Consider the following 22,891-nt stretch of genomic DNA (forward strand, 5'->3'; position numbering starts at 1 on the left):
GGAGACACGTGACCAACGAACGACGGGTGCTGGTGCACCCGGACAAGCAGTCCCTCGGCGCGTCGGTCGCCGCTCGCTTCATCACGAAGATCATCGACGTGCTCGACGAGCAGGAGCGCGCCGACATCGCGATCAGCGGTGGCTCGGTGTCGTCCCTCGTCCTCGCGGCGATCGGGCAGTCGCCTGCGCGTGAGAGCGTCGACTGGTCGAAGGTGCACGTGTGGTGGGTCGACGAGCGCTGGGTCGCCGAGGGCGACGCGGACCGCAACGTCACCGGCACGCAGAGCGACTTCTTCGCGCACGTGGACGTCCCGCAGGAGAACATCCACCCGATGGCTGCGTCCGACGCGGGTCTGTCGATCGACGAGGCTGCTGCGCAGTACGAGCGGGAGCTGCAGGACGCCGCGCCCGAGGGCGCCGTCGCCCCGCGCTTCGACATCACGCTGCTCGGGGTGGGTCCGGACGGGCACACGGCCTCGCTGTTCCCGGAGTTCCCGCAGCTCGCGGTCATCGACCGCGCGGTGCTCACCGTCGACGACTCCCCCAAGCCGCCGCCGCAGCGCCTGACGCTCTCGTTCCCGGTGATCAACGCCTCGCAGCGCGTGTGGGTCATCCTGTCGGGTGCGGAGAAGGCGTCCGTGCTCGGTCTCGCCCTGGCCGGCGCCGCGGTGGACGAGGTCCCTGTCGGCGGTGTGCAGGGCCGGAAGCGCACGGTGTTCTTCGTGGACCAGGATGCCGCTCGCGACGTCCCCGAGAACCTCATCGCATCGACGTACTAGACGCGACCCACTGACGGACGGGAGGCGCGGTGCCAGCTGGCACCGCGCCTCCCGTCCGTCCGTCCGTCCGTGCCCGACCCCGTCGGTCGGCCCGGGACGGCGGCTCCGCCGAGCGGGCGAGATCTGTCATGTTCGGCATCGCCCGCCGACAGATCTCTCCCGCAAGACGAGTGACACACGGCGCGTCCGCCCGCTCGCCCTCGGAGCTCTTGGACGATGCGACCACCCGGTGGGCGGAGCAGACGGCTCGGAGCGCAGCGACGGTGTTGCGCGAACGAGCCGCACCTGGCCCGATCGACGTCGCGCGACGACGGATCGTGCCCACCCGGCGCACCGGCCGCGGCATGTCCCGCTCGTTCGACGCCGCGACCGCGTACGACGAAGGCCCCTGCACCGGATCGGTGCAGGGGCCTTCGGACGTCTGGTGCTACTTCGCGGTACCGCGGCGCTGCCGGAGCTGCTGCAGCGCGTCCTCGAGGAGCTGCGCTGCCTCTTCCTCGGTGCGGCGCTCCTTCACGTACGCGAGGTGCGTCTTGTACGGCTCGGTCTTCGCGACGACGGGAGGGTTCTCCTTGTCACGACCGGCCGGGAGACCCGTGGACGGCGAGTCGACCGTCTCCGGGATCTCGTCCTCCGGCAGGGTGGCGGAGAAGTACCGCACCACCTCGTTGCCGAGTGCGTCCCAGTACGAGACGGCCACGCGCTCCGCCTGGACGCCGCGGTCCTGCTCCCCCATCGGGCCCGCGCCGACGCGCGACCCTCGGATTGCACTGCCTCCGGTTGCCATGGATCAGCTCCCCGCCGTGAACTTGTTGATGAGACCGAGCACGATGATCGACACGATCCAGACCAGACCGAGGATCACCGTGATGCGGTTGAGGTTGCGCTCGGCGACGCCGGACGCCCCGAGGTTGCTCGTCACGCCGCCGCCGAACATGTCGGAGAGACCGCCACCGCGGCCCTTGTGCAGGAGGATGAGGAGCGTGAGCAGGAGGCTCGTGATCGCGAGCAGGACCTGCAGCACGACGGAGAGTATCGCCACGACGTACCTTTCGTGTCAGTCAGCCATGCAAGTGTACCGGGCTGTGTGGGCCACCGGAGCACCGGCACGGGCGTGGCTCAGGCCGGCCACGTCGACGCGGCCGGCCTGAGCGGGGTGGATCAGAGTCCGACGTGCTGCCGGAAGCGCGCGATCGCCGCGAACTCCTGCACGTCGAGCGAGGCGCCACCGACGAGCGCGCCGTCGATGTCCGGCTCGCGGAGGAAGCCGGCGATGTTGCCCGACTTCACGGATCCGCCGTAGAGCACGCGCGTGGCCGCGGCGGTTTCGTCGCCCCAGGCTGCTGCGATCGCACGACGGAGGGCCGCGCAGTCGTCCTGCGCCTGCTCGGGCGTGGCTGCCTGGCCGGAGCCGATGGCCCAGACCGGCTCGTACGCCACGACGATCTCGGACGGCTTCACTGCGTCGAGGACCACCCGGAGCTGCTCGACCGGGACGACGCCCGCTCCGCGCTGCTCGCGCTCCTCGCCGGTCTCGCCGACGCAGACGACGGGCACGAGGCCGTGCTTGACGGCTGCGGCGGTCTTCGCGGCGACGACCTCGTCGGTCTCGCCGTGCATCGTGCGACGCTCGGAGTGCCCGACGATGACGTACTGCGCGTCGAGTGCGGCGAGGAAGGCTCCCGAGACGTCACCGGTGTAGGCACCGGAGTCGTACTGCGAGAGGTCCTGGGCGCCGAACCGGATGGACAGCTTGTCCGCCGAGATGAGCGTCTGCACGCTGCGGAGGTCGGTGAAGGGCGGGAACACCGCGACCTCGACGTCGTCGTGGTCGTGGCGGGCGTCCTTCAGCGTCCACGCGAGCTTCTGCACGGTGGCGATGGCCTGGAGGTGGTCCAGGTTCATCTTCCAATTGCCCGCGATGAACGGGGTGCGGCTCATCGCGACCACCCCAGCGCTTCGAGACCGGGCAGCGACTTGCCCTCGAGGAACTCGAGGCTCGCACCGCCACCGGTCGAGATGTGCCCGAACCGGTCGTCCGAGAACCCGAGGGATCGGACGGCAGCGGCGGAGTCGCCACCGCCGACGACGCCGAGGCCGTCGACCTCGGTCAGGGCCTGCGCGACGGTCTTCGTCCCGGCCGCGAACGCCGGGAACTCGAACACGCCCATCGGCCCGTTCCAGAACACCGTCTTCGAGCCGGACACCGCCGTCGCGAAGCGCGACGCCGTCTCCGGGCCGATGTCGAGGCCGATGCCGTCCGCACCGAACGACGACGATTCGATCGCGTCGGCCGCGACGGTCTCGTGATCGGCGTCAGCGGCGAACCCGGAGGCCACCACGACGTCGGTCGGCAGGTCGATCGTGACGCCGAGCTCGTCGGCCCTGGAGAGGTACGCGCGGACCGTGTCGAGCTGGTCCTGCTCGAGCAGCGACTTCGCGACCCCGTGGCCCTGGGCCGCGAGGAACGTGAAGAGCATGCCGCCGCCGATGCAGAGCGTGTCGACCTGCGGGAGCAGGTGCTCGATGACGCCGAGCTTGTCGCTGACCTTCGATCCGCCGAGCACGACCGTGTACGGCCGCTCCGGGTCCTTCGTCAGCCGCTCGAGCACCGTCAGCTCGGACTCGATGAGCGAGCCGGCCGCGCTGGGGAGCGCCGCCGCCAGCTCGTACACCGAAGCCTGCTTCCGGTGCACGACACCGAAGCCGTCCGAGACGAACGCGTCGCCGAGGGCGGCGATCCGCTCGGCGAAGGCCTGGCGCTCCGACGCGTCCTTCGAGGTCTCCTCCGGGTTGAAGCGGAGGTTCTCGAGCAGCAGGACGTCGCCGTCCCCGAGGGCCTCGGCGGCCGAGGTCGCCTCGTCGCCGACGGTCTCGCCGACGAAGGTGACCTCCTTGCCCAGCAGCTCGGAGAGGCGCTGCGCCACGGGGGCGAGCGAGTACTCCTGCGCGGGCGTGCCGTCGGGACGGCCGAGGTGCGAGATCACGATCACCCGCGCCCCGGCGTTGACGAGCGTGTTGAGCGTGCCCAGCGACGCCCGCACGCGGCCGTCGTCGGTGATCGTGCCGTCCTTGAGCGGGACGTTCAGGTCACACCGGACGACGACGCGCTTGCCGGCGAGGTCGCCGAGGTCCTCGAGGGTGCGGAGGCTCATGCCGAGAGTCGCTCGCCCACGTACTCGGTCAGGTCGACGAGGCGGTTCGAGTAGCCCCACTCGTTGTCGTACCACGAGGTGATCTTCACGAGCTTGCCGATGACCTTGGTCAGGCCGGAGTCGTAGATCGAGGAGTGCGGGTCCGTGGTGATGTCGGTCGACACCAGCGGGTCCTCGCTGTAGAGCAGGATGCCCTTGAGCGGGCCCTCGGCGGCCTCCTTGTACGCGGCGTTGATCTCGTCGACGGTGACCTCGGACGACGTCTCGAGGGTCAGGTCGGTGATCGAACCGGTGGGCACCGGCACGCGGAGCGCGTACCCGTCGAGCTTGCCGGCGAGCTCGGGCATGACGAGGCCGATGGCCTTCGCCGCACCGGTCGAGGTCGGGACGATGTTCAGCGCGGCGGCACGGGCACGACGCGGGTCCTTGTGCGGGCCGTCCTGCAGGTTCTGGTCAGCGGTGTACGCGTGGACCGTCGTCATGAGGCCACGCTCGATGCCGAACTTGTCGTGGAAGACCTTGGCCAGCGGCGCGAGGCTGTTCGTGGTGCACGACGCGTTCGAGATGATGTTGTGGTTCTCGGGGTCGTACTGGTCCTCGTTCACGCCGAGGACGATGGTGACGTCGTCACCGGTCGCCGGGGCGGAGATGATGACCTTCTTGGCGCCCGCGTCGATGTGCTTCTGCGCGTCGGCGGCCTTGGTGAAGAAGCCGGTCGACTCGATGACGATGTCGACGCCCAGCTCGCCCCAGGGGAGGTTCGCGGGGTCGCGCTCCGCGAGGACCTTGATCGGCTTGCCGTCGACGACGATGCTGTCGCCGTCGAGCTCGACGGAGACGCCGAGACGACCCGTGATGGAGTCGAACTTCAGCAGGTTCGCGAGGGCTGCGTTGTCGGTGAGGTCGTTCACCGCCACGATCTCGAGGTCGGAGCCCTTGGCGAGGGCGGCCCGGAAGAAGTTACGGCCGATGCGGCCGAAGCCGTTGATGCCGATCTTGACGGTCAATGGATCTCCTGGTGGGTGTGGAGCGCCCCGGGGGCGCTGCTTTTCGGAGTCGTGCGGCCCTGCGGACCCACGTGTGGTGGACGATACGCCCCGTAACGTCGCCGTAACGACCCTAGCAGTCGGACACTGCACGCCCGCGCCGGATGACGGTCCGTCCGGACGGTGGTGAGGGTGGCGGTGGACGCTCCCCCGGACGGACGGGAGGCGCGGTACCAGCCGGCACCGCGCCTCCCGTCCGAGCGTGGGGACTCCCGGGGCTACGCCCCCTCGAGCTCCTCCGGCACGCTGGCCTCGGTCCCGGGGATCCCCAGGTCCGACGCCTTCTTGTCGGCCATCGCGAGCAGGCGGCGGATGCGGCCGGCGATGGCGTCCTTGGTCATGGGCGGCTCGGCGTGCTGGCCGAGCTCGTCGAGCGACGCGTCGCGGTGCTCGAGGCGGAGCGATCCGGCGTACTTGAGGTGGTCCGGGACCTCGTCGCCGAGGATCTCGAGTGCGCGCTCGACGCGAGCGCACGCGGCGACGGCGGCCTGCGCCGAGCGGCGGAGGTTGGCGTCGTCGAAGTTCACCAGGCGGTTGGCGGTGGCGCGGACCTCGCGGCGCTGCCGCATCTCCTCCCACTCAGCGGTGGTGCGGGCGGCCCCCATGACGGTGAGCATCTGCCCGATGGCCTCGCCGTCGCGGATGACCACGCGGTGGACGCCACGGACCTCACGGCCCTTCGCGGCGATGCCGAGGCGCGACGCGGCGCCGACCAGGGCCATCGCTGCCTCGTTGCCCGGGCAGGTGACCTCGAGGGCCGCGGCACGACCCGGGTCCGTGAGCGTGCCGGAGGCGAGGAACGCACCACGCCAGATGGCGGCGAGGTCCTCCCGGTTGCCGGTCGTCAGGCGGTTCGGCAGGCCGCGCACCGGACGACGGCGGGCGTCCATGAGCCCGGTCTGACGGGCGAGGGTCTCCCCCGCCTCGAGCACGCGCACCAGGTAGCGGGTGCCGCGGCGGGAGGAGGCGGACGACCCCACCGACGCCTCGCTCCGCACGCCGTACAGCTCCGCCAGGTCCTTGCGCACACGGTGGACGATGATCCGGGTGTCGAGCTCGACCTCGACCGCGATCCTGCCCGAGATGACGTGCAGGCCGCCCGCGAACCGCAGGATGGTCGCGAGTTCGGCGGCGCGGACCGTGTTGCGGTTCACGACGACCCGGGCCAGTTCGTCCTTGACCTCGGCAGTCAACGGCACAGCATCATTCCTAACGTTTTCTCTGGTGGGGTCCGCGGCCCCGGCGCACGTCGTGTGGAGCGGCCGGAGGAACGGTCACTCCCGGCCGAGATCTCGGTTCTTCACACGCACGGCGACGTCGGACATCCCGCGGAGGAGGTTCGCCAACTCGGCGACGACGGCGACCGAGCGGTGCTTGCCGCCGGTACAGCCGATGGCGATCGTAGCGTGTCTTTTGTTCTCGCGCTGGTAGCCGGCCAGCACGGGCTCGAGCACGGCGGCGTAGCGCTCCACGAAGGAGCGGGCGCCGGGCTGCGCCAGCACGTACTCGGAGACGGGGGCGTCGAGGCCCGTGTGCGGCCGGAGTTCCGGCACCCAGTAGGGGTTCGGGATGAAGCGGACGTCGGCCACCATGTCGGCGTCCGCGGGCAGTCCGTACTTGAACCCGAAGCTCATCAGCGTGACCTGCACACCGACGAAGTGGTCGTCCGCGAAACGCTCGGTCACGGTGTTCGCGAGCTGGTGGATGTTGAGGTCCGAAGTGTCGATGACGACGTCGGAGGCCTCGCGGAGGCCCGAGAGACGCGACCGCTCGAGGCCGATGCCGTCGAGCAGGGTGCCGTCGCCCTGGAGCGGGTGCGGACGGCGGACCTGCTCGAAGCGGCGCACCAGAACGGCGTCCGTGGCCTCGAGGAACAGCACCCGCACCCGAGCCGAGGTGCTCGCGCGGACCTGCTCGACCGCCTGCTCCGGATCGGTGAAGAACCGACCGCCGCGGACGTCCACCACCGTGGCGATCTTCGGGATCTTCTCCCCCGCACGGTCCGCGAGCTCGGTGAGCGGGCCGAGCATCTGCGTCGGCAGGTTGTCCACCACGTACCAGCCGAGGTCCTCGAGGGCCTTGCCGACGGTCGACCGGCCCGCACCCGACATGCCGGTGACGATGAGGATGTCGTGCTGCTGCGACGCCGACGTCGTCACGCCGTGCGCACGGTCGTCTGTGGTGTGCGGGTCGCCCGCGTGCGGGTCGCCCGCGGACGTGTCGTGGGCGCGGTCGTCGTCGCGGGCGCGGTCGTCGTCGCGGGCGTGGTCGTCGCTCGTGTCGCTCATGTGTGGGAGGGCTCCGTCGTGGCGGCCCGGGCCAGGGCCCGGGGAGGTCTCGGCTGCGCGTCCAGGCTACCGTCCGCGTGCGAGCCCGGGCCGGGCCGGACGCAGCCCCGGGCGGCCGCGTCCGGCACCGTGCTCGGCCGGCGTCACAGCGGTCGCTGCGGCCCGTCGTCGGTCACGTCGGGGACCCGGACCGGCCCGTCGGCTCGGACCGACCCATCGGCGCGGACCGACCCGTCGGCGCGGACCGACGCGTCGGCGCGGACCGACGCGTCGGCGTGGACGGGCGAGGAGGTCGTGCCCGTCGCCTCGGTCGGACTGGCCGCACTCGTCGGGCTCGCCGCACTCGCCGTCAGGGCGCTGCGGGGCGCCTGCGCCAGCTTGTCCACCACGGCGGCCGCGGTCGTCGGTCCGACGCCGTTCACCTCGGCGATCTGCTCCGCCGTGGCATCGCGCAGTCGCGCCACCGACCCGAAGTGCTTGAGCAGTGCGTTCACCCGCGACGGCCCGAGCCCGGGGATCTCCGACAGCTGCGACCGGACGTCACGCTTCCGCCGCGTCCGCTGGTGGGTGATGGCGAACCGGTGTGCCTCGTCACGGATCCGCTGGATGAGGAACAGTGCCTCCGAGTTCCGCGGCATGATCACCGGGAAGTCGTCGTCCGGCAACCAGAGCTCCTCGAGTCGCTTCGCGATCCCGACGAGGGCGATGTCGTGCACGCCGGCCTCGTCCATGGCCCGCTTCGCCGCCTGCACCTGCGGCTGCCCGCCGTCGACGATGAGGAGCTGCGGACGGTAGGCGAAGCGCTTCGTGGGCTTCGTGCCCTCGACCACGTCGTCGCTCGTGGCGTCCGGTACGTCCGGCACCGTCGCGTCCTCGTCGAGCCGGGCGAGCCGCCGCGACAGCACCTGGTACATGCTGTCGGTGTCGTCCGTCGTCTCGGCGATCGTGTAGCGGCGGTACTGGTCCTTGCGGGGCAGTCCGTCCTCGAACACGACCATCGACGCGACCACGTTCGTGCCCTGCAGGTGCGAGATGTCGTAGCACTCCATGCGCAGCGGCGCCTCGGTCATTCCCAGGGCGTCCTGGATGTCCGCGAGCGCGGCCGAACGGGTCGTGTAGTCGGCGCTGCGCTTCGTCTTGTAGAGCATGAGCGCCTGCGCGGCGTTCTGTGCCGCGGTGCGCGCGAGCCCGGCACGGTCACCGCGCTGCGCGGTGCTGAGCTTCGTGCCGCGACCGCCACGGCGCTCGCTCAGCCACTGCTGCAGCGCGTCGGCGTCCTCGGGCAGCTCGGGCACGACGACCTCGCGCGGGACGTCGTCGCTCGTCGCGTACTGCCCCTGGACGATCTGCTCGACGAGGTCGCCCGTGCTGATGTCGAGCTCCTTGTCGACCACCCACCCCCGGACACCACGGATGCGGCCGCCGCGGACGGAGAACAGCTGCACGGCGGCAGCGAGCTCGTCCTCGGCGACGCCGAACAGGTCGAGGTCGACGGAGTCGCGGAGGACGACGGCCGACTTCTCGAGGACGGCCTCGAGCGCGCCGACCTGGTCGCGGTACCGCGCGGCCTGCTCGTACTGCATGGCATCGGCGGACGCCGCCATCCGCTGGCGCAGCTCGGTGATCACCCGGCGGTCGTAGCTCGACATGAAACGGACGAACTGCTCGACGATCGCCCGGTGCTCGGCGATCGTGACCTTCTGCGAGCAGGGCCCGCCGCACTTGCCGATCTGCCCCGGGAAGCACGGCTTGCCGGTCTGCATCGCCTTCTTGTACGACGAGTCCGAGCAGGTGCGGATCGGGAACACCTTGATCATCAGGTCGATGGTGTCGTGCACCGCCCAGATCTTCGGGTAGGGCCCGAAGTACTTCGCGCCCTTGATCTTCCGGTTCCTCGTCACCATCACCCGCGGCGACTCCTCGCCCAGGGTGATCGCCATGTACGGGTACGACTTGTCGTCCCGGAACTTGACGTTGAACGGCGGATCGAACTCCTTGATCCACGTGTACTCGAGCTGGAGTGCCTCGATCTCGGAGCCGACGGTGGTCCACTCGACGCTGCGCGCCGTGAGCACCATGCGCCGGGTGCGCTCGTGCAACGTCGGCAGCGGAGCGAAGTAGTTGCTGAGACGGGCGCGGAGGTTCTTCGCCTTGCCGACGTAGAGTACCCGACCGGCCTCGTCACGCCACCGGTAGACCCCCGGGTCGGTCGGGATCTCACTCGCCTTCGGCCGCCAGGAGACGGTGTTCGCCACCTAGCGCGCACCCGCCTTCTGCTTGCTCTGCTGCTTGCCCTGGTGCTGCTGCGTGGCCTGACGCGCGCCGACCGCCTGTTCCTTGCCGACACGGGCGTCCTGCGCATCGAAGATCTCGCGCAGGAAGACGCCGGTGTGGCTCTCGGGCACGTCGGCCACGTGTTCCGGGGTGCCGACGGCCAGGACGGTCCCGCCGCCGGCGCCGCCCTCGGGCCCCATGTCCACCAGCCAGTCGGCCGACTTGATCACGTCGAGGTTGTGCTCGATGGTGATCACCGTGTTGCCCTTGTCGACCAGGCTCTGCAGCACGAGGAGCAGCTTGCGGACGTCCTCGAAGTGCAGCCCCGTCGTCGGCTCGTCGAGCACGTACACGGTGCGACCGTTCGACCGGCGCTGGAGCTCGGTGGCGAGCTTCACACGCTGTGCTTCACCACCCGACAGCGTCGTCGCACTCTGGCCGAGCCGGACGTAGCCCAGGCCGACGTCGACGAGGGTCGCCATGTAGCGGTGGATCGCGGAGATCGGCTCGAAGAACTCGGCCGCCTCGCTGATCGGCATGTCCAGGACCTCGGAGATGTCCTTGCCCTTGTAGTGCACCTGCAGCGTCTCACGGTTGTACCGTGCCCCGCCGCAGACCTCGCACGCGACGTAGACGTCGGGCAGGAAGTTCATCTCGATCTTGATGGTGCCGTCACCCGAGCAGTTCTCGCAGCGGCCGCCCTTGACGTTGAAGCTGAAGCGCCCGGGCTGGTACCCGCGCGCCTTCGCCTCTGGGGTCTCGGCGAAGAGCTGCCGGATACGGTCGAAGACGCCCGTGTAGGTCGCCGGGTTCGACCGCGGGGTGCGACCGATCGGTGCCTGGTCGACGTGCACGACCTTGTCGAGCTGGTCGAGACCCTTGACACGCGTGTGCTTGCCGGCGATGTGCCGTGCGCCGTTGAGCTGGTTGGCGAGCACCTTGTACAGGATGTCGTTCACCAGGGTGGACTTGCCGGAGCCACTGACGCCGGTGACGGCGGTGAAGACGCCGAGCGGGAAGTCGACGTCGACCTGCTTGAGGTTGTTCGCCCGGGCACCCTGCACGCTGATGACGCGCTTCGGGTTGATCTTCCGACGCTCCTTCGGCACCTCGATCGCACGTCGACCCGCCAGGTAGTCGCCCGTGACCGACTCGCGGTTCGCGATGATCCCCTCGTACGAGCCCGAGTGGACGACCTTGCCGCCGTTCACGCCGGCGCCCGGTCCGATGTCGACGACCCAGTCGGCCGTGCGGATCGTGTCCTCGTCGTGCTCGACGACGATGAGCGTGTTGCCGAGGTCCTTGAGCTTGACGAGCGTGTCGATGAGCCGCCGGTTGTCGCGCTGGTGCAGACCGATGCTCGGCTCGTCGAGGACGTAGAGCACGCCCGTCAGGCCCGATCCGATCTGCGTCGCGAGCCGGATGCGCTGCGCCTCGCCACCGGAGAGGCCACCCGCACCACGCGCGAGCGTGAGGTAGTTCAGCCCGACCTCGAGCAGGAACTCGAGACGCGCCCGGATCTCGCGGAGGACCGCGGCGGCGATGTGGGCCTCGCGCTCCGTGAGCGTGAGGGACTCCATGAAGCCGTAGGCCTGGTCGAGGGACATGTCGGTGACGTCCGCGATGCTGCGGCCGTCGACCGTCACGGCCAGGACCTCGGGCTTGAGGCGGGTGCCGTCGCAGACGGGGCACGGCACTTCGCGCAGGTACCCCTGGAAGCGCTGGCGCTGCGAGTCCGACTCGGCCTCGGCGAACTTGCGCTCGATGTAGGGCATGACACCCTCGAACCCGCTCGTGTAGCGCATCTCACGACCGAACCGGTTCTTCCACGACACGGAGACCTGGAAGTCCTTGCCGGTCAGGATCGCCGCCTGGACCGACGGGTCGAGCTGGTTCCACGGGGTGTCGAGGCTGAACCCGAGGTCCTTGCCGAGACCCGCGAGGAGCTTCTCGAAGTAGGAGTACAGGCCGCTCGTCCCCGTCCAGGGCAGCAGGACGCCATCACGCAACGATGCCTCGGGGTCGCCGAGCACGAGGTCCGGGTCGACCGACATGCGGGTGCCGAGACCGGAGCACTCGGGGCAGGCGCCGAAGGGCGCGTTGAACGAGAAGGTGCGAGGCTCGATCTCGGTGAGCGCGAGCGGGTGGTTGTTCGGGCAGGACAGGTTCTCGGAGTACGTGCGGACGGCTCCGGGCCCCTCGTGGTCGACCAGGTCGATCGCCACGGTGCCGTTCGTCAGCCGCAGCGCCGTCTCGAGCGAGTCGGTCAGGCGCCCGAGGATGTCCTCGTTCGCCACGAGACGGTCCACGATGACCGAGATGTCGTGCTTGACCTGCTTCTTCAGCTTGGGCGGGTCGCTCAGCTGGATCCGCTCGCCGTCGACGATCGCGCGAGCGTACCCGGACGCCGCGAGCTCCTGGAAGAGGTCGACGAACTCGCCCTTCTTCTTCGACACGACCGGAGCGAGCACCTGGAAGCGCGTACCGGACTCGAACTCCATGAGCTGGTCGGCGATCTGCTGCACGCTCTGCTTGCTGATGACCTCACCGCAGACGGGGCAGTGCGGGACGCCGATGCGTGCCCAGAGCAGGCGCATGTAGTCGTAGACCTCGGTGATGGTGCCGACGGTCGACCGGGGGTTGCGGTTGGTGGACTTCTGGTCGATCGACACCGCGGGCGACAGGCCCTCGATGAAGTCGACGTCCGGGCGGTCCACCTGGCCGAGGAACTGCCGTGCGTAGGCGGACAGCGACTCGACGTAGCGGCGCTGCCCCTCGGCGAAGATCGTGTCGAACGCCAGCGAGGACTTGCCCGACCCGGAGAGCCCGGTGAAGACGACGAGCGAGTCCCGCGGGATCTCGAGGTCGACGTCGCGGAGGTTGTGGACGCGGGCACCGCGGACGCTGAGCGTCGAGGTGCTGTGCGGTGCCGTCCCACCGGGGATGTGGAGGTCAGCAGGCTCGCCGAAGGCGTTCCGGCCAGGGGTCGCGGTACCGCGGTCAGAGGTGATGGTCATCGCAGATGATTCTACGAAGCGGGACCGACATCCGTCCGGGCGTGGCGCCTCACCCGAGTGCGTCGAGAGCGAACGCGATCCCGGTGGCCCGCTCGCTCGCGGTCCAGAGACGGGCCGCGGCGTTGCGGTCGTGCGCACGGGGACGTGCCGGTACCAGCGCCGCAGGGCCGACGAACTGGAACGGGCCGCCCGGACCCCAGTACTCCCCCGACCGGACGTCGTCGCCGGCGACGGCGTGCACGAGCGGCCAGGCCCCGGCGTCCTTGCCCTGCGCGACCCATCCCGCTCCGGCACGCATCCACGCCGGCTCCGAGCGGGTCGGCGCGATGTCGGGTCGCGGCGGCGCCGCCGCGTCGAGCGCGAGCCCGGGGTGGGCGACGATGCTGCGGACGCGGGAGCCGGCGTCGCCCAGGCGCTGCGCGAGCTCGAAGCCGAACAGCATCACCGCGAGCTTGCTCCTGGCGTACTGCCGGTGTCCCTCGTACCGTCCGACCGCGAGCGGGTCCGACCGGTCGAGCGTCGCGAACCGGTGCGCGATGGAGCCGAGGTGTACGACGCGACCGACTTCCTGGTCGAGCGCCGGCAGTGCGAGTGCCGTCCACGCGAAGTGTCCGAGGTGGTTCGTCCCCACCTGGAGCTCGAAGCCCTGCGCGGTGTCCTGCCGTGCGGCCGACCCCACGACACCCGCGTTGTTGAGGAGCGCGTGCACGGGACCGAACCCGGCCAGGGCCCGTGCCGCGGAGCGCACGCTCTCCAGGTCCGCCAGGTCGAGGTGCAGGTGCGCCAGGTCGGCGCCGTCGACGTGCTTCCGGATGCTGCGTTCGGCGGCAGCGCCGCGCTCCGCGTTCCGCGTTCCGAGGACGACGCGGTACCCCCGAGCAGCGAGCTGCTCGGCCGCGTGGTACCCGAGGCCGGCGCTCGCGCCGGTGACGACGACCGTGCGCGGCTCCGTCACACGACGAGCGTCAGCGGACATGCCCCGCGGACTCCATCTGGCGCAGCGCCTTCTTGAGGTCCTGGACCTCGTCGCGGAGGCGCGCGGCGAGCTCGAACTTCAGCTCCGCAGCCGCCTGCAGCATCTGGTCGTTGAGGTCGGCGATCGTCGCCTCGAGCTGGCTCGCGCCCTCGCCCGCGATGCCCTCGCGCCGGAGGTTCGGCGTGGGCGAGCGACGACCGTCGGCAGCGGGTCGGCCCTCGAGCAGCGCCTTGGTGTCGTCGCTCTCGCGCTGCAGCACCTCGGTGATGTCGGCGATCTTCTTGCGGAGGGGCTGCGGGTCGATGCCGTGCTCGGTGTTGTACGCGATCTGCTTCTCGCGGCGACGGTCGGTCTCCTCGATCGCGTTGCGCATCGAGTCGGTCATCTTGTCCGCGTACATGAGCACCTGGCCGGACACGTTGCGGGCTGCACGGCCGATGGTCTGGATGAGTGACGTCGACGACCGGAGGAAGCCCTCCTTGTCGGCGTCGAGGATCGCCACGAGCGACACCTCGGGCAGGTCCAGGCCCTCGCGGAGCAGGTTGATGCCGATGAGGACGTCGTAGACACCCTGGCGCAGCTCGGTCAGGAGCTCGACGCGCTTGAGCGTGTCGACGTCGGAGTGCAGGTAGCGCACCCGGACCCCCGCGTTGCCGAGGAAGTCGGTGAGCTCCTCGGCCATGCGCTTCGTCAACGTCGTCACGAGCACGCGCTCGTCGCGCTCGACGCGGACCTTGATCTCCTCGAGCAGGTCGTCGATCTGGCCGTCGCTCGGCTTCACCACGATCTCCGGGTCGACCAGGCCGGTCGGCCGGATGATCTGCTCGACCACGCTGTCCGTGACGCCGAGCTCGTACTTGCCCGGGGTGGCCGACAGGTACACCTTCTGCCCGACGCGGTCGAGGAACTCCTCCCACGTCAGCGGTCGGTTGTCGAGCGCGCTCGGCAGACGGAAGCCGTGCTCGACGAGCGTGCGCTTGCGGGACGCGTCGCCCTCGTACATCGCCCCGATCTGCGGCACGGTGACGTGGGACTCGTCGATGACGATGAGGAAGTCGTCCGGGAAGTAGTCGATGAGACAGTGCGGCGCCTCGCCAGCCTCGCGCCCGTCCATGTGGCGCGAGTAGTTCTCGATGCCGGAGCAGAAGCCGATCTGCTCCATCATCTCGATGTCGAACGTCGTGCGCATCCGCAGCCGCTGCGCCTCGAGCAGCTTGCCCTGCCCCTCGAGCTCGGCGAGGCGTTCGGCCAGCTCGTCCTTGATCCGCTCGATCGCCCGGTGCATGACGTCGGTGTCCGCCACGTAGTGCGACGCGGGGAAGATCGACACACCCGGCAGGTCGGCGATGACGTTGCCCGTCAGGGGGTGCAGCGACGTCAGCGCCTCGATCTCGTCACCGAACATCTCGATGCGGATCGCGTGCTCCTCGTACATCGGGATGATCTCGATGGTGTCCCCGCGGACGCGGAAGGTGCCGCGTGCGAAGTCGACGTCGTTGCGCTGGTACTGCATGCCGACGAACTTGCGGACGAGCTGGTCGCGCGAGATCGTCTGGCCGACGTGCAGCGCGATGGACGCGTTCATGTACTGCTCGGGGGTGCCGAGGCCGTAGATGCAGGACACGGTCGAGACCACGACGACGTCGCGCCGACTGAGCAGGGAGTTCGTCGTCGAGTGCCGGAGGCGCTCGACCTCGGCGTTGACCGAGGAGTCCTTCTCGATGAAGGTGTCGGTCTGCGGGACGTACGCCTCGGGCTGGTAGTAGTCGTAGTACGAGACGAAGTACTCGACCGCGTTGTTCGGCAGCAGTCCGCGGAACTCGTTCGCGAGCTGCGCCGCGAGGGTCTTGTTGTGCGCGAGCACGAGCGTCGGCCGCTGCACCTGCTCGATGAGCCAGGCCGTGGTGGCCGACTTGCCGGTACCCGTGGCGCCCAGCAGCACCACGTCCGTCTCACCGGCGTTGATGCGACCGGCCAGCTCGGCGATCGCCGCCGGCTGGTCACCGCTCGGCGAGTACTCGCTGATCACCTCGAACGGACGGATCGCCCGCGTGGGCTCGATCGACACTGCCATGCCGTCAACGGTAGTCGCGACCCCTGACACCGGACGGCCCTGATCGCCCACAGCAGAGCGCCCGACTGAGCCGTCGCGGGATCGCTCAGCGGGAGACGCGTTCCCACACCTCGTCCGCCGACCGCAGCGTGTCCGCGAGCGTGCCCGTCGCGTCGACGACGTGGTCGGCGAGGGCGAGCCGGTCGGCGTCGGAGGCCTGCGCCGCCACCCGCCGCTCGGCCTCCTCACGGGGCATCCCCCGGTGCTCGACGAGGCGCTCCACCCGCTGTGCCGCCGGCGCGTCGACGACGACGACCTGGTCGAACCGGATCGTTCGGCTCCCCCGGGCCTCGGCGAGCAGCGGGACGTCGTAGACGACGACCGCGTCCGGGTCCGCTGCCTCGGCCGCGTCGAAGGCCTGCTGCGCCAGTCGCCAGACCTCCGGGTGGGTGATGCCCTCGAGGTCCTTCCGTGCCGCCTCGTCCGCGAAGACGATCCTGCCGAGCGCCGGCCGGTCCAGCGACCCGTCGGGAGCGAGCACGCCGTCGCCGAAGCGCTCGACGACCCGTGCGAGCCCCGGACTCCCCGGGCCCACGGCCCGGCGGGCGAGCTGGTCCGCGTCGACCACCACTGCCCCGTGCTCCAGCCACCGCCGGGACACGGTGGACTTGCCCGCGGCGATGCCGCCCGTCAGACCGATGATGCGCACGAGCACAGGCTACCGAGACCGTCCGGGAACGCCGGAAGCCCGGCACCCCCGCAGGGGTACCGGGCTTCCGGTACGGTGCGACCCGCTCGATCAGTTGTTCGAGCTGAGCTTCTCGCGGAGCGCCGCGAGCGAGGCGTCGTCGGCCAGGGTGCCCTGCCCGTTCGACTCGCTCGAGAAGGACGACGAGGACGAGCTCGACGCGGTGGCGGGGAGGTCGAAGCCACCCTGCGCCTCCTCGGCGATGGTCTTCGCGACCTGCGCCTTGTGCGCCTCCCAGCGCGACTGGGCGGCCGCGTACTGGCCCTCCCACTCGGTGCGCTGGGTGTCGTAGCCCTCGAGCCACTCGTTGGTCTCCGGGTCGAAGCCCTCGGGGTACTTGTAGTTGCCCTGCTCGTCGTACTCGGTCGGCATGCCGTAGAGCGCCGGGTCGAACTCGGTGCCCTCCGGGTCCACGCCCTCGTTGGCCTGCTTGAGGCTGAGCGAGATGCGGCGGCGGTCGAGGTCGATGTCGATGATCTTGACGAAGACCTCGTCACCGACGGAGACGACCTGCTCGGCGAGCTCGACGTGCTTGTTCGAGAGCTCCGAGATGTGGACGAGACCCTCGATGCCGTCGGCGACGCGGACGAAGGCACCGAACGGCACGAGCTTCGTGACCTTGCCCGGTGCGATCTGACCGATCGCGTGGGTGCGGGCGAAGACCTGCCACGGGTCCTCCTGCGTGGCCTTGAGCGAGAGCGACACGCGCTCGCGGTCCAGGTCCACCTCGAGGATCTCGACGGTGACTTCCTGACCGACCTCGACGACCTCGCTGGCGTGCTCGATGTGCTTCCAGGAGAGCTCGGAGACGTGGACGAGACCGTCGACGCCACCCAGGTCGACGAACGCACCGAAGTTGACGATCGACGACACGATGCCCTTGCGGACCTGGCCCTTGTGGAGGTTGTTGAGGAAGGTGGTGCGCGACTCGGACTGCGTCTGCTCGAGCAGGGCGCGGCGCGAGAGGACCACGTTGTTGCGGTTCTTGTCGAGCTCCAGGATCTTCGCCTCGAGCTCCTGGCCCAGGTACGGGGTCAGGTCGCGGACGCGACGCAGCTCGATGAGCGAGGCCGGGAGGAAGCCACGGAGGCCGATGTCGACGATGAGACCGCCCTTGACGACCTCGATGACCGTTCCGGTCACGACGCCGTCGGACTCCTTGATCTTCTCGACGTCGCCCCACGCGCGCTCGTACTGCGCACGCTTCTTCGACAGGATGAGGCGACCTTCCTTGTCCTCCTTCTGGAGGACCAGGGCCTCGACCTCGTCGCCGACCTCGACGACCTCGTTGGGGTCGACGTCGTGCTTGATCGAGAGTTCGCGCGAGGGGATGACACCCTCGGTCTTGTACCCGACGTCGAGGAGGACCTCGTCGCGGTCGATCTTCACGACGGTGCCGGAGATGAGGTCTCCGTCGTTGAAGAACTTCAGGGTCTTCTCGACCTCGGCCAGGAAGTCATCAGCCGAGCCGATGTCGTTGATGGCGACCTGCTTGGGAGCCTTGGTCGTGGTGGTTGTCATGTAGAGATTGCTCCGAACGGACATGAGTCGGGCCGTGACGGCGAGGGAGCGACCCCCTGGTCCGCACCTGTCGCAGGTGCGAGCCGTCGCAGCGGTGTGTTGGTTGGCGCGGATTGCGCCGCTCGAGTCTAACCGCAGCGCGACCGCGGTGACAACCGGGCGTGTCGCCCGGTGACGCGGGACGGACGGGAGGCGCGTGGCGGCGCCGCCGTGCGCCTCCTGTCCGAAGACCCGCCGCTCAGCCGTCCGGATGCATCAGCCGAGCAGGGCGCTCCGGAGCGTGTCCAGGCCCACGCCGCCGAGCGCGAGCGCGCGGTGGTGGAACGCCTTCAGGTCGAACGCGGCACCCTCGCGCGCGGCGAGCTCGTCGCGGACCGACTCCCAGACACGCTGCCCGACCTTGTAGGACGGTGCCTGTCCCGGCCAGCCGAAGTACCGGGCGACCTCGAACTGCACGAACTCCGGCGCCATGTTGACGTTCTGCCCCATGAAGTCGAGCGCGTACTCCCAGGTCCAGCCGCCGCCGTCGGGGTTCGTCTTCTGCAGGTGCACGCCGATGTCGAGCACCACGCGCGCCGCCCGCATCCGCTGGCCGTCGAGCATGCCGAGACGGTCACCGTCGTCGTCGAGGAACCCGAGCTGCTCCATGAGCCGCTCGGCGTAGAGCGCCCAGCCCTCGACGTGACCCGAGGGACCCGCCAGCTGGCGGCGCCAGGTGTTCAGCTCACCGCGGTTGTAGACCGCCTGGCTGATCTGCAGGTGGTGACCGGGGACGCCCTCGTGGTAGACCGTCGTCTTCTCTCGCCACGTGCCGAACTCCGTCACGCCCTGCGGCACGGACCACCACATCCGCCCCGCACGGGAGAAGTCGTCGGAGGGGCCGGTGTAGTAGATGCCGCCCTCCTGCGTCGGGGCGATCCGGCACTCCAGGCGCTTGATCGGGTCGGCGATGTCGAAGTACTCCCCGTCCATCGCCCGGATCGACGCGTCGCTCGTCTCCTGCATCCACCGCTGCAGGGCGTCGGTGCCGTGCAGGATGCGGGCGGGGTCGGCGTCGAGCACCTCGATCGCGCGCGCCACCGAGGCGCCGGACTCGATGCGGTCGGCGATGCGCTCCTGCTCGTCGCGCATCCGGGCGAGCTCCTCGATGCCCCACTCGTACGTCTCGTCGAGGTCGACGACCGCGCCGAGGAAGCGCCGGGAGTGCAGCTCGTAGTCCTCGCGTCCGACCGCGTCGACCGGGGTGGCGAGCGGCAGGAGCTCGTGCTCCAGGAAGCCGCTGAACGACCGGTAGGCGGCCGCGGCGACCTCGGCTCCGCGGACGAGTTCGGTGCGGAGCGCGTCCGGCACCGGCGCGCCGCCCTCGAGCACGGCACCGTCGACGAGCTGCCGGAAGAACCCGTCCTCGGCACCGTTGCGTGCGGCCTGCTCGGCGACCAGCTCGACCTGGCGCTTCGCGGGCGTCACCTGGTCGCGGGTGCCCTGGAGCAGGGTCTCACGGTAGCCCTCGAGGGCGTCCGGCAGCGCGTGCAGGCGGCCGGCGACGTCCTGCCAGTCGTCGGCCGTCGCCGTCGGCATGAGGTCGAGGACGTCGCGGAGCTCCTGCGCGGGGCTCGCGATCACGTTGAGGTTCCGCAGGTGCAGCTTCCGCTCGTGCGACTCGACGACCAGGTCGAGCTCCGCGCCGAGGTCGGTCTTCGTCACGCGGTCCACGTCGTCGGTGGACTCGGCGACCTCCAGGGCGCGACGGGCGGAGCGTGCAGCGTCGGCGAGGGCGTCCGCGCCGGCGGGCGAGGCATCACCGTAGCCGTCGGTACGCCCCCGGACGCCGATGTACGTGGCGACGGTGGGGTCGAGATCGACGAGGGTGGACACCCAGTCCTCGGCGACGCGGTCGACGGCGGACGGCTGGCGGACGGGTCGGTCTTCGCTCATGCCCCGACCCTACCGAGCCGTGCGGCGCGGGCGGAGGTCCGGACCGCGAGACGGGGGCGTCGACACGAGACGCCGCCGTCGCGTCCGCACCATCCGGTCGGCGAGACGGGGGTGTCGACGTGAGACGCCCTCCCTCAGGCGAGACGCCCCGTGTTCGGCGGCGTCTCGACGGGTCGGCGGCGCCTCGACGCTCCGGCGGCGCCTCGACGCGACGGCGGCGTCGCGGTGCGCAGGCGACGGACGCGACCGCGGCTCGCGACAGGCTCGACGACGGACGGGAGGCACGGTGCCGTCCGGCACCGTGCCTCCCGTCCGAGTCGGTCGCGGCGTGACCGCAGCGCCACACCACCACACCGCCATCACATGTCAGTGCGCCGCGGACTCCCAGTTCGGGCCGACGCCGACGGACACGTCGAGCGGGACGCTCAGCTCGGCGGCCGCACCCATCCGGGTGCGCAGGATCTCCTCGACCCGCTCCTGCTCCCCCGGCGCGACCTCGAGGATGAGCTCGTCGTGCACCTGGAGCAGCAGGTGCGACTCGAGCGAGCCCTCGCGGAGGTCCTCGTCGACGCCGAGCATGGCGATCTTCATGATGTCGGCGGCCGATCCCTGGATCGGCGCGTTCAGCGCGGCGCGCTCGGCGTTCTCGCGGAGCACGCGGTTCGGGCTCTTCAGGTCCGGGAACGGGCGACGGCGCCCGAAGATCGTCTCGGTGTAGCCGTCCTCGCGGGCCTGCTCGACCACGCCGCGCAGGTAGTCGCGGACCGCGCCGAAGCGGGCGAAGTACTCGTTCATGAGCGTGCGCGCCTCGGACTGCTCGATCCGGAGCTGCTTCGACAGGCCGAACGGGCTCAGACCGTACGCCAGGCCGTACGACATCGCCTTGACCTTGGTGCGCATCTCGGGCGTCACGTCCGCCGGCTCGACCGAGAAGACCCGGGCGCCGACGAAGCGGTGCAGGTCCTCGCCCTCGTTGAAGGCCTGGATGAGCCCGGGGTCACCGGACAGGTGCGCCATGATCCGCATCTCGATCTGCGAGTAGTCCGCCGTGACGAGCGTCGTGTAGGGCTCGGCGACGGCGAAGGCCGAACGGATGCGGCGACCGACCGCGGTCTTGACCGGGATGTTCTGCAGGTTCGGGTCCGTCGACGAGACGCGGCCCGTGCTCGTGCCGGTCTGCTCGTAGCGGGTGTGGATGCGGCCGTCGACGACCGCGGCGTCCAGCGTGTCGACGATCTGCCGGAGCTTCGTCGCGTCGCGGTGCTGCAGCAGCAGGCCGAGGAACGGGTGCGGGTGCTGCTCCTGCAGGTCCGCCAGGCTCGCGGCGTCGGTCGAGAAGCCGGTCTTCGTCTTCCGGGTCTTCGGCATCGCGAGCTCGGTGAACAGGACCTCCTGCAGCTGCTTCGGCGAACCCAGGTTCACCTCGTGCCCGATCTCGGCGAAGGCCTGCTGCGCCAGCTCGGCCGCACGCTCCCCCAGGTCGTGCGACAGCCCGGTCAGCACGGGACGGTCGATGCCGACGCCGATCGTCTCCATGCCGGCGAGCACCGGGACGAGCGGCAGCTCGATCGTGTCGAGCACGCGGAGCGAGGACTCGTCGACGCGGGAGCGCAGCGCGGTGTCGACCCGCAGCACGTACCAGGCGTGCACGCCGACGTTGACCGGTTCGGTCTCGGGGACGAGCTGGTTCGGGTCGGCGGTCGGCAGCTCCTCGCCCAGCTCCTGGTACACGAGGTCGGCGAGGGGCTGCCCCTGCTTGCCGGGCTGCGCGAGCCATCCCGTGATGCGCGCGTCACCGGCGATCCCGTGCACGGAGATGCCGACCGTGCCGAGGGCCTTGATGGCGGCCTTGGCGTCGTGGAAGTGCTTCGGAGCGTCGGAGGCGAACCAGGCGGCGAGCTGCTCGTAGTCCTTCGCGCCGCTGCCACCGGGGACCAGGACCGCGTCGTCGTGGGTGGCGATGCCGATGGCACTGAGCCGGCCGTCGATGACCTCGACCGCGACGCCGAACCCGTTCTCGGCGTCGTTCGCGCCCTTGCGCTCGAGCCAGTAGCCGAGCTCTTCGTCGATGACCGTCGTCACCTTCGGTGGGGTCGGCGCGCCGCTGTCGACGGAGCCGGGGGCGTCGGCCGCCTCGCTCGGCTCACCGGTGCCGGCGACCTTGACGACCCGGTCGAGCAGCGTGCGGAACTGCAGCTTCGCGAAGAGGTCGCGCACGGCCTGCTCGTCGAGCGGTCGGAGGGCGACGTCGGCCGGGCCGACGGGCAGCTCGACGTCGTTCACGAGCCGGTTCAGCTTCCGGTTCCGGATCGCCCGGTCCTTCTGCTCGCGGAGGTTGTTGCCGACGACGCCCTTGATCTCGTCGGCGTGCTCGAGCACACCGTCGAGCGACCCGTACGCGGTGATCCACTTCACCGCGGTCTTCTCGCCGACCTTGTCGATGCCGATCAGGTTGTCGCTGGTCTCACCGACGAGTGCCGCGATGTCCGGGTACTGGTGCGGCTCGATGCCGTACCGCTCGTACACCTTGTCGCGGTCGTAGCGGGTGAGCTCCGAGACGCCGCGCACGGACGGGTACAGCAGCGTGACGTCGTCGTTCACGAGCTGGATGGAGTCGCGGTCACCGGACACGACGTACACCTGGTAGCCCTGCTCGGACCCCTGACGCGCGAGGGTCGCGAGGATGTCGTCGGCCTCGTAGTCCTCCTTCGTGACCGTCGTGATGCCCATCGCCTCGAGCGCCTGCTGCAGCAGCGGGATCTGGCCCTTGAACTCCGGCGGGGTCTCGGAGCGGGTGCCCTTGTAGTCCTCGTACTCGCGCGTGCGGAAGGAGAACCGGGAGATGTCGAACGCGACCGCCAGGTGCGTCGGCTTCTCGCGCTGCAGGAGCATGAGCAGCATCGAGATGAAGCCGTGGATGGCGTTCGTGTGCTGCCCCTCGCGGTTCACGAAGCTGTCGACCGGGAGCGCGTAGAAGGCCCGGAAGGCGAGCGAGTGGCCGTCGATGACCATGAGGGTAGGCTTTGCGGAGTCCGACACCCGGACAGCCTACCGACGCCATCCGACACGGGAGTCCGCGAGCGTGACCGACGACGTGAC

General features: G+C 70.1%; 16 protein-coding genes. 1 reads left to right on the plus strand and 15 read right to left on the minus strand.

The genetic code is table 11. The features are described 5' to 3' along the window. Nucleotides 1–8 precede the first annotated feature (8 nt). Entirely contained in the window at nt 9–779 is a 771-nt protein-coding gene (pgl, locus tag DEJ22_RS08115; RefSeq protein ID WP_111226106.1) for a 6-phosphogluconolactonase, read from the plus strand. Between the two features lie 427 nt (nt 780–1,206). Here the strand turns inward: pgl and DEJ22_RS08120 are convergent, their stop codons facing one another. The 15 genes from DEJ22_RS08120 to polA all read right to left on the minus strand — a co-directional run bounded on the left by DEJ22_RS08120 (nt 1,207) and on the right by polA (nt 22,831). After that, the gene (locus tag DEJ22_RS08120) at nt 1,207–1,566 is read right to left on the minus strand and encodes an RNA polymerase-binding protein RbpA (protein WP_058727798.1); all 360 of its coding nucleotides are present in this window, start codon (nt 1,564–1,566) and stop codon (nt 1,207–1,209) included. A 3-nt stretch (nt 1,567–1,569) separates the two neighbouring features. After that, nucleotides 1,570–1,821 carry a preprotein translocase subunit SecG gene (gene secG / locus DEJ22_RS08125; protein WP_058727797.1) on the minus strand — a complete coding sequence of 84 codons (252 nt, stop codon included), beginning with the start codon at nt 1,819–1,821 and terminating at the stop codon, nt 1,570–1,572. 119 nt (nt 1,822–1,940) lie between these two features. Then, nucleotides 1,941–2,720, minus strand: a complete 780-nt coding sequence (gene tpiA / locus DEJ22_RS08130) for a triose-phosphate isomerase (RefSeq protein ID WP_111226420.1) — start codon at nt 2,718–2,720, stop codon at nt 1,941–1,943. After that, the gene (locus DEJ22_RS08135) at nt 2,717–3,934 is read right to left on the minus strand and encodes a phosphoglycerate kinase (RefSeq protein ID WP_111226107.1); all 1,218 of its coding nucleotides are present in this window, start codon (nt 3,932–3,934) and stop codon (nt 2,717–2,719) included. Before DEJ22_RS08135 ends, tpiA begins: the two co-directional genes overlap by 4 nt. Then, the gene (gene gap / locus DEJ22_RS08140; protein ID WP_058749583.1) at nt 3,931–4,941 is read right to left on the minus strand and encodes a type I glyceraldehyde-3-phosphate dehydrogenase; all 1,011 of its coding nucleotides are present in this window, start codon (nt 4,939–4,941) and stop codon (nt 3,931–3,933) included. Before gap ends, DEJ22_RS08135 begins: the two co-directional genes overlap by 4 nt. A 257-nt stretch (nt 4,942–5,198) precedes the next feature. Continuing rightward, the gene (whiA, locus tag DEJ22_RS08145; protein WP_058749582.1) at nt 5,199–6,179 is read right to left on the minus strand and encodes a DNA-binding protein WhiA; all 981 of its coding nucleotides are present in this window, start codon (nt 6,177–6,179) and stop codon (nt 5,199–5,201) included. Between the two features lie 75 nt (nt 6,180–6,254). After that, nucleotides 6,255–7,268, minus strand: coding sequence for an RNase adapter RapZ (rapZ, locus tag DEJ22_RS08150; RefSeq protein ID WP_258379528.1), 1,014 nt, complete (start codon nt 7,266–7,268; stop codon nt 6,255–6,257). 143 nt (nt 7,269–7,411) lie between these two features. Continuing rightward, complete coding sequence (gene uvrC / locus DEJ22_RS08155) at nt 7,412–9,523, minus strand: excinuclease ABC subunit UvrC (RefSeq protein ID WP_111226108.1); 2,112 nt, start codon at nt 9,521–9,523, stop codon at nt 7,412–7,414. After that, nucleotides 9,524–12,559: an excinuclease ABC subunit UvrA gene (gene uvrA / locus DEJ22_RS08160; RefSeq protein WP_111226109.1), complete on the minus strand. Its 3,036-nt coding sequence runs from the start codon at nt 12,557–12,559 to the stop codon at nt 9,524–9,526. 49 nt (nt 12,560–12,608) lie between these two features. Further along, on the minus strand, nt 12,609–13,514 hold the full coding sequence (locus DEJ22_RS08165; protein ID WP_181430666.1) for an SDR family NAD(P)-dependent oxidoreductase: 906 nt from the start codon (nt 13,512–13,514) through the stop codon (nt 12,609–12,611). Nucleotides 13,515–13,524: 10 nt separating this feature from the next. Next, a complete protein-coding gene (gene uvrB, locus DEJ22_RS08170) occupies nt 13,525–15,609 on the minus strand; it encodes an excinuclease ABC subunit UvrB (RefSeq protein WP_181430667.1) in 2,085 nt (694 codons plus the stop codon). An 85-nt stretch (nt 15,610–15,694) separates the two neighbouring features. After that, nucleotides 15,695–16,297 carry a dephospho-CoA kinase gene (gene coaE, locus DEJ22_RS08175; protein ID WP_111226423.1) on the minus strand — a complete coding sequence of 201 codons (603 nt, stop codon included), beginning with the start codon at nt 16,295–16,297 and terminating at the stop codon, nt 15,695–15,697. A gap of 90 nt (nt 16,298–16,387) precedes the next feature. Further along, nucleotides 16,388–17,857 (minus strand): 30S ribosomal protein S1, encoded by a 1,470-nt coding sequence (rpsA, locus tag DEJ22_RS08180; protein WP_111226111.1) that lies wholly within the window; start codon nt 17,855–17,857, stop codon nt 16,388–16,390. Nucleotides 17,858–18,112: 255 nt separating this feature from the next. Further along, nucleotides 18,113–19,792, minus strand: a complete 1,680-nt coding sequence (locus tag DEJ22_RS08185) for a DUF885 domain-containing protein (protein WP_111226112.1) — start codon at nt 19,790–19,792, stop codon at nt 18,113–18,115. A 366-nt stretch (nt 19,793–20,158) separates the two neighbouring features. Continuing rightward, the gene (gene polA, locus DEJ22_RS08190; protein WP_111226113.1) at nt 20,159–22,831 is read right to left on the minus strand and encodes a DNA polymerase I; all 2,673 of its coding nucleotides are present in this window, start codon (nt 22,829–22,831) and stop codon (nt 20,159–20,161) included. Nucleotides 22,832–22,891: the final 60 nt, after the last annotated feature.

Source organism: Curtobacterium sp. MCSS17_007 (genome assembly GCF_003234175.2).
Taxonomy (GTDB): Bacteria; Actinomycetota; Actinomycetes; order Actinomycetales; family Microbacteriaceae; genus Curtobacterium.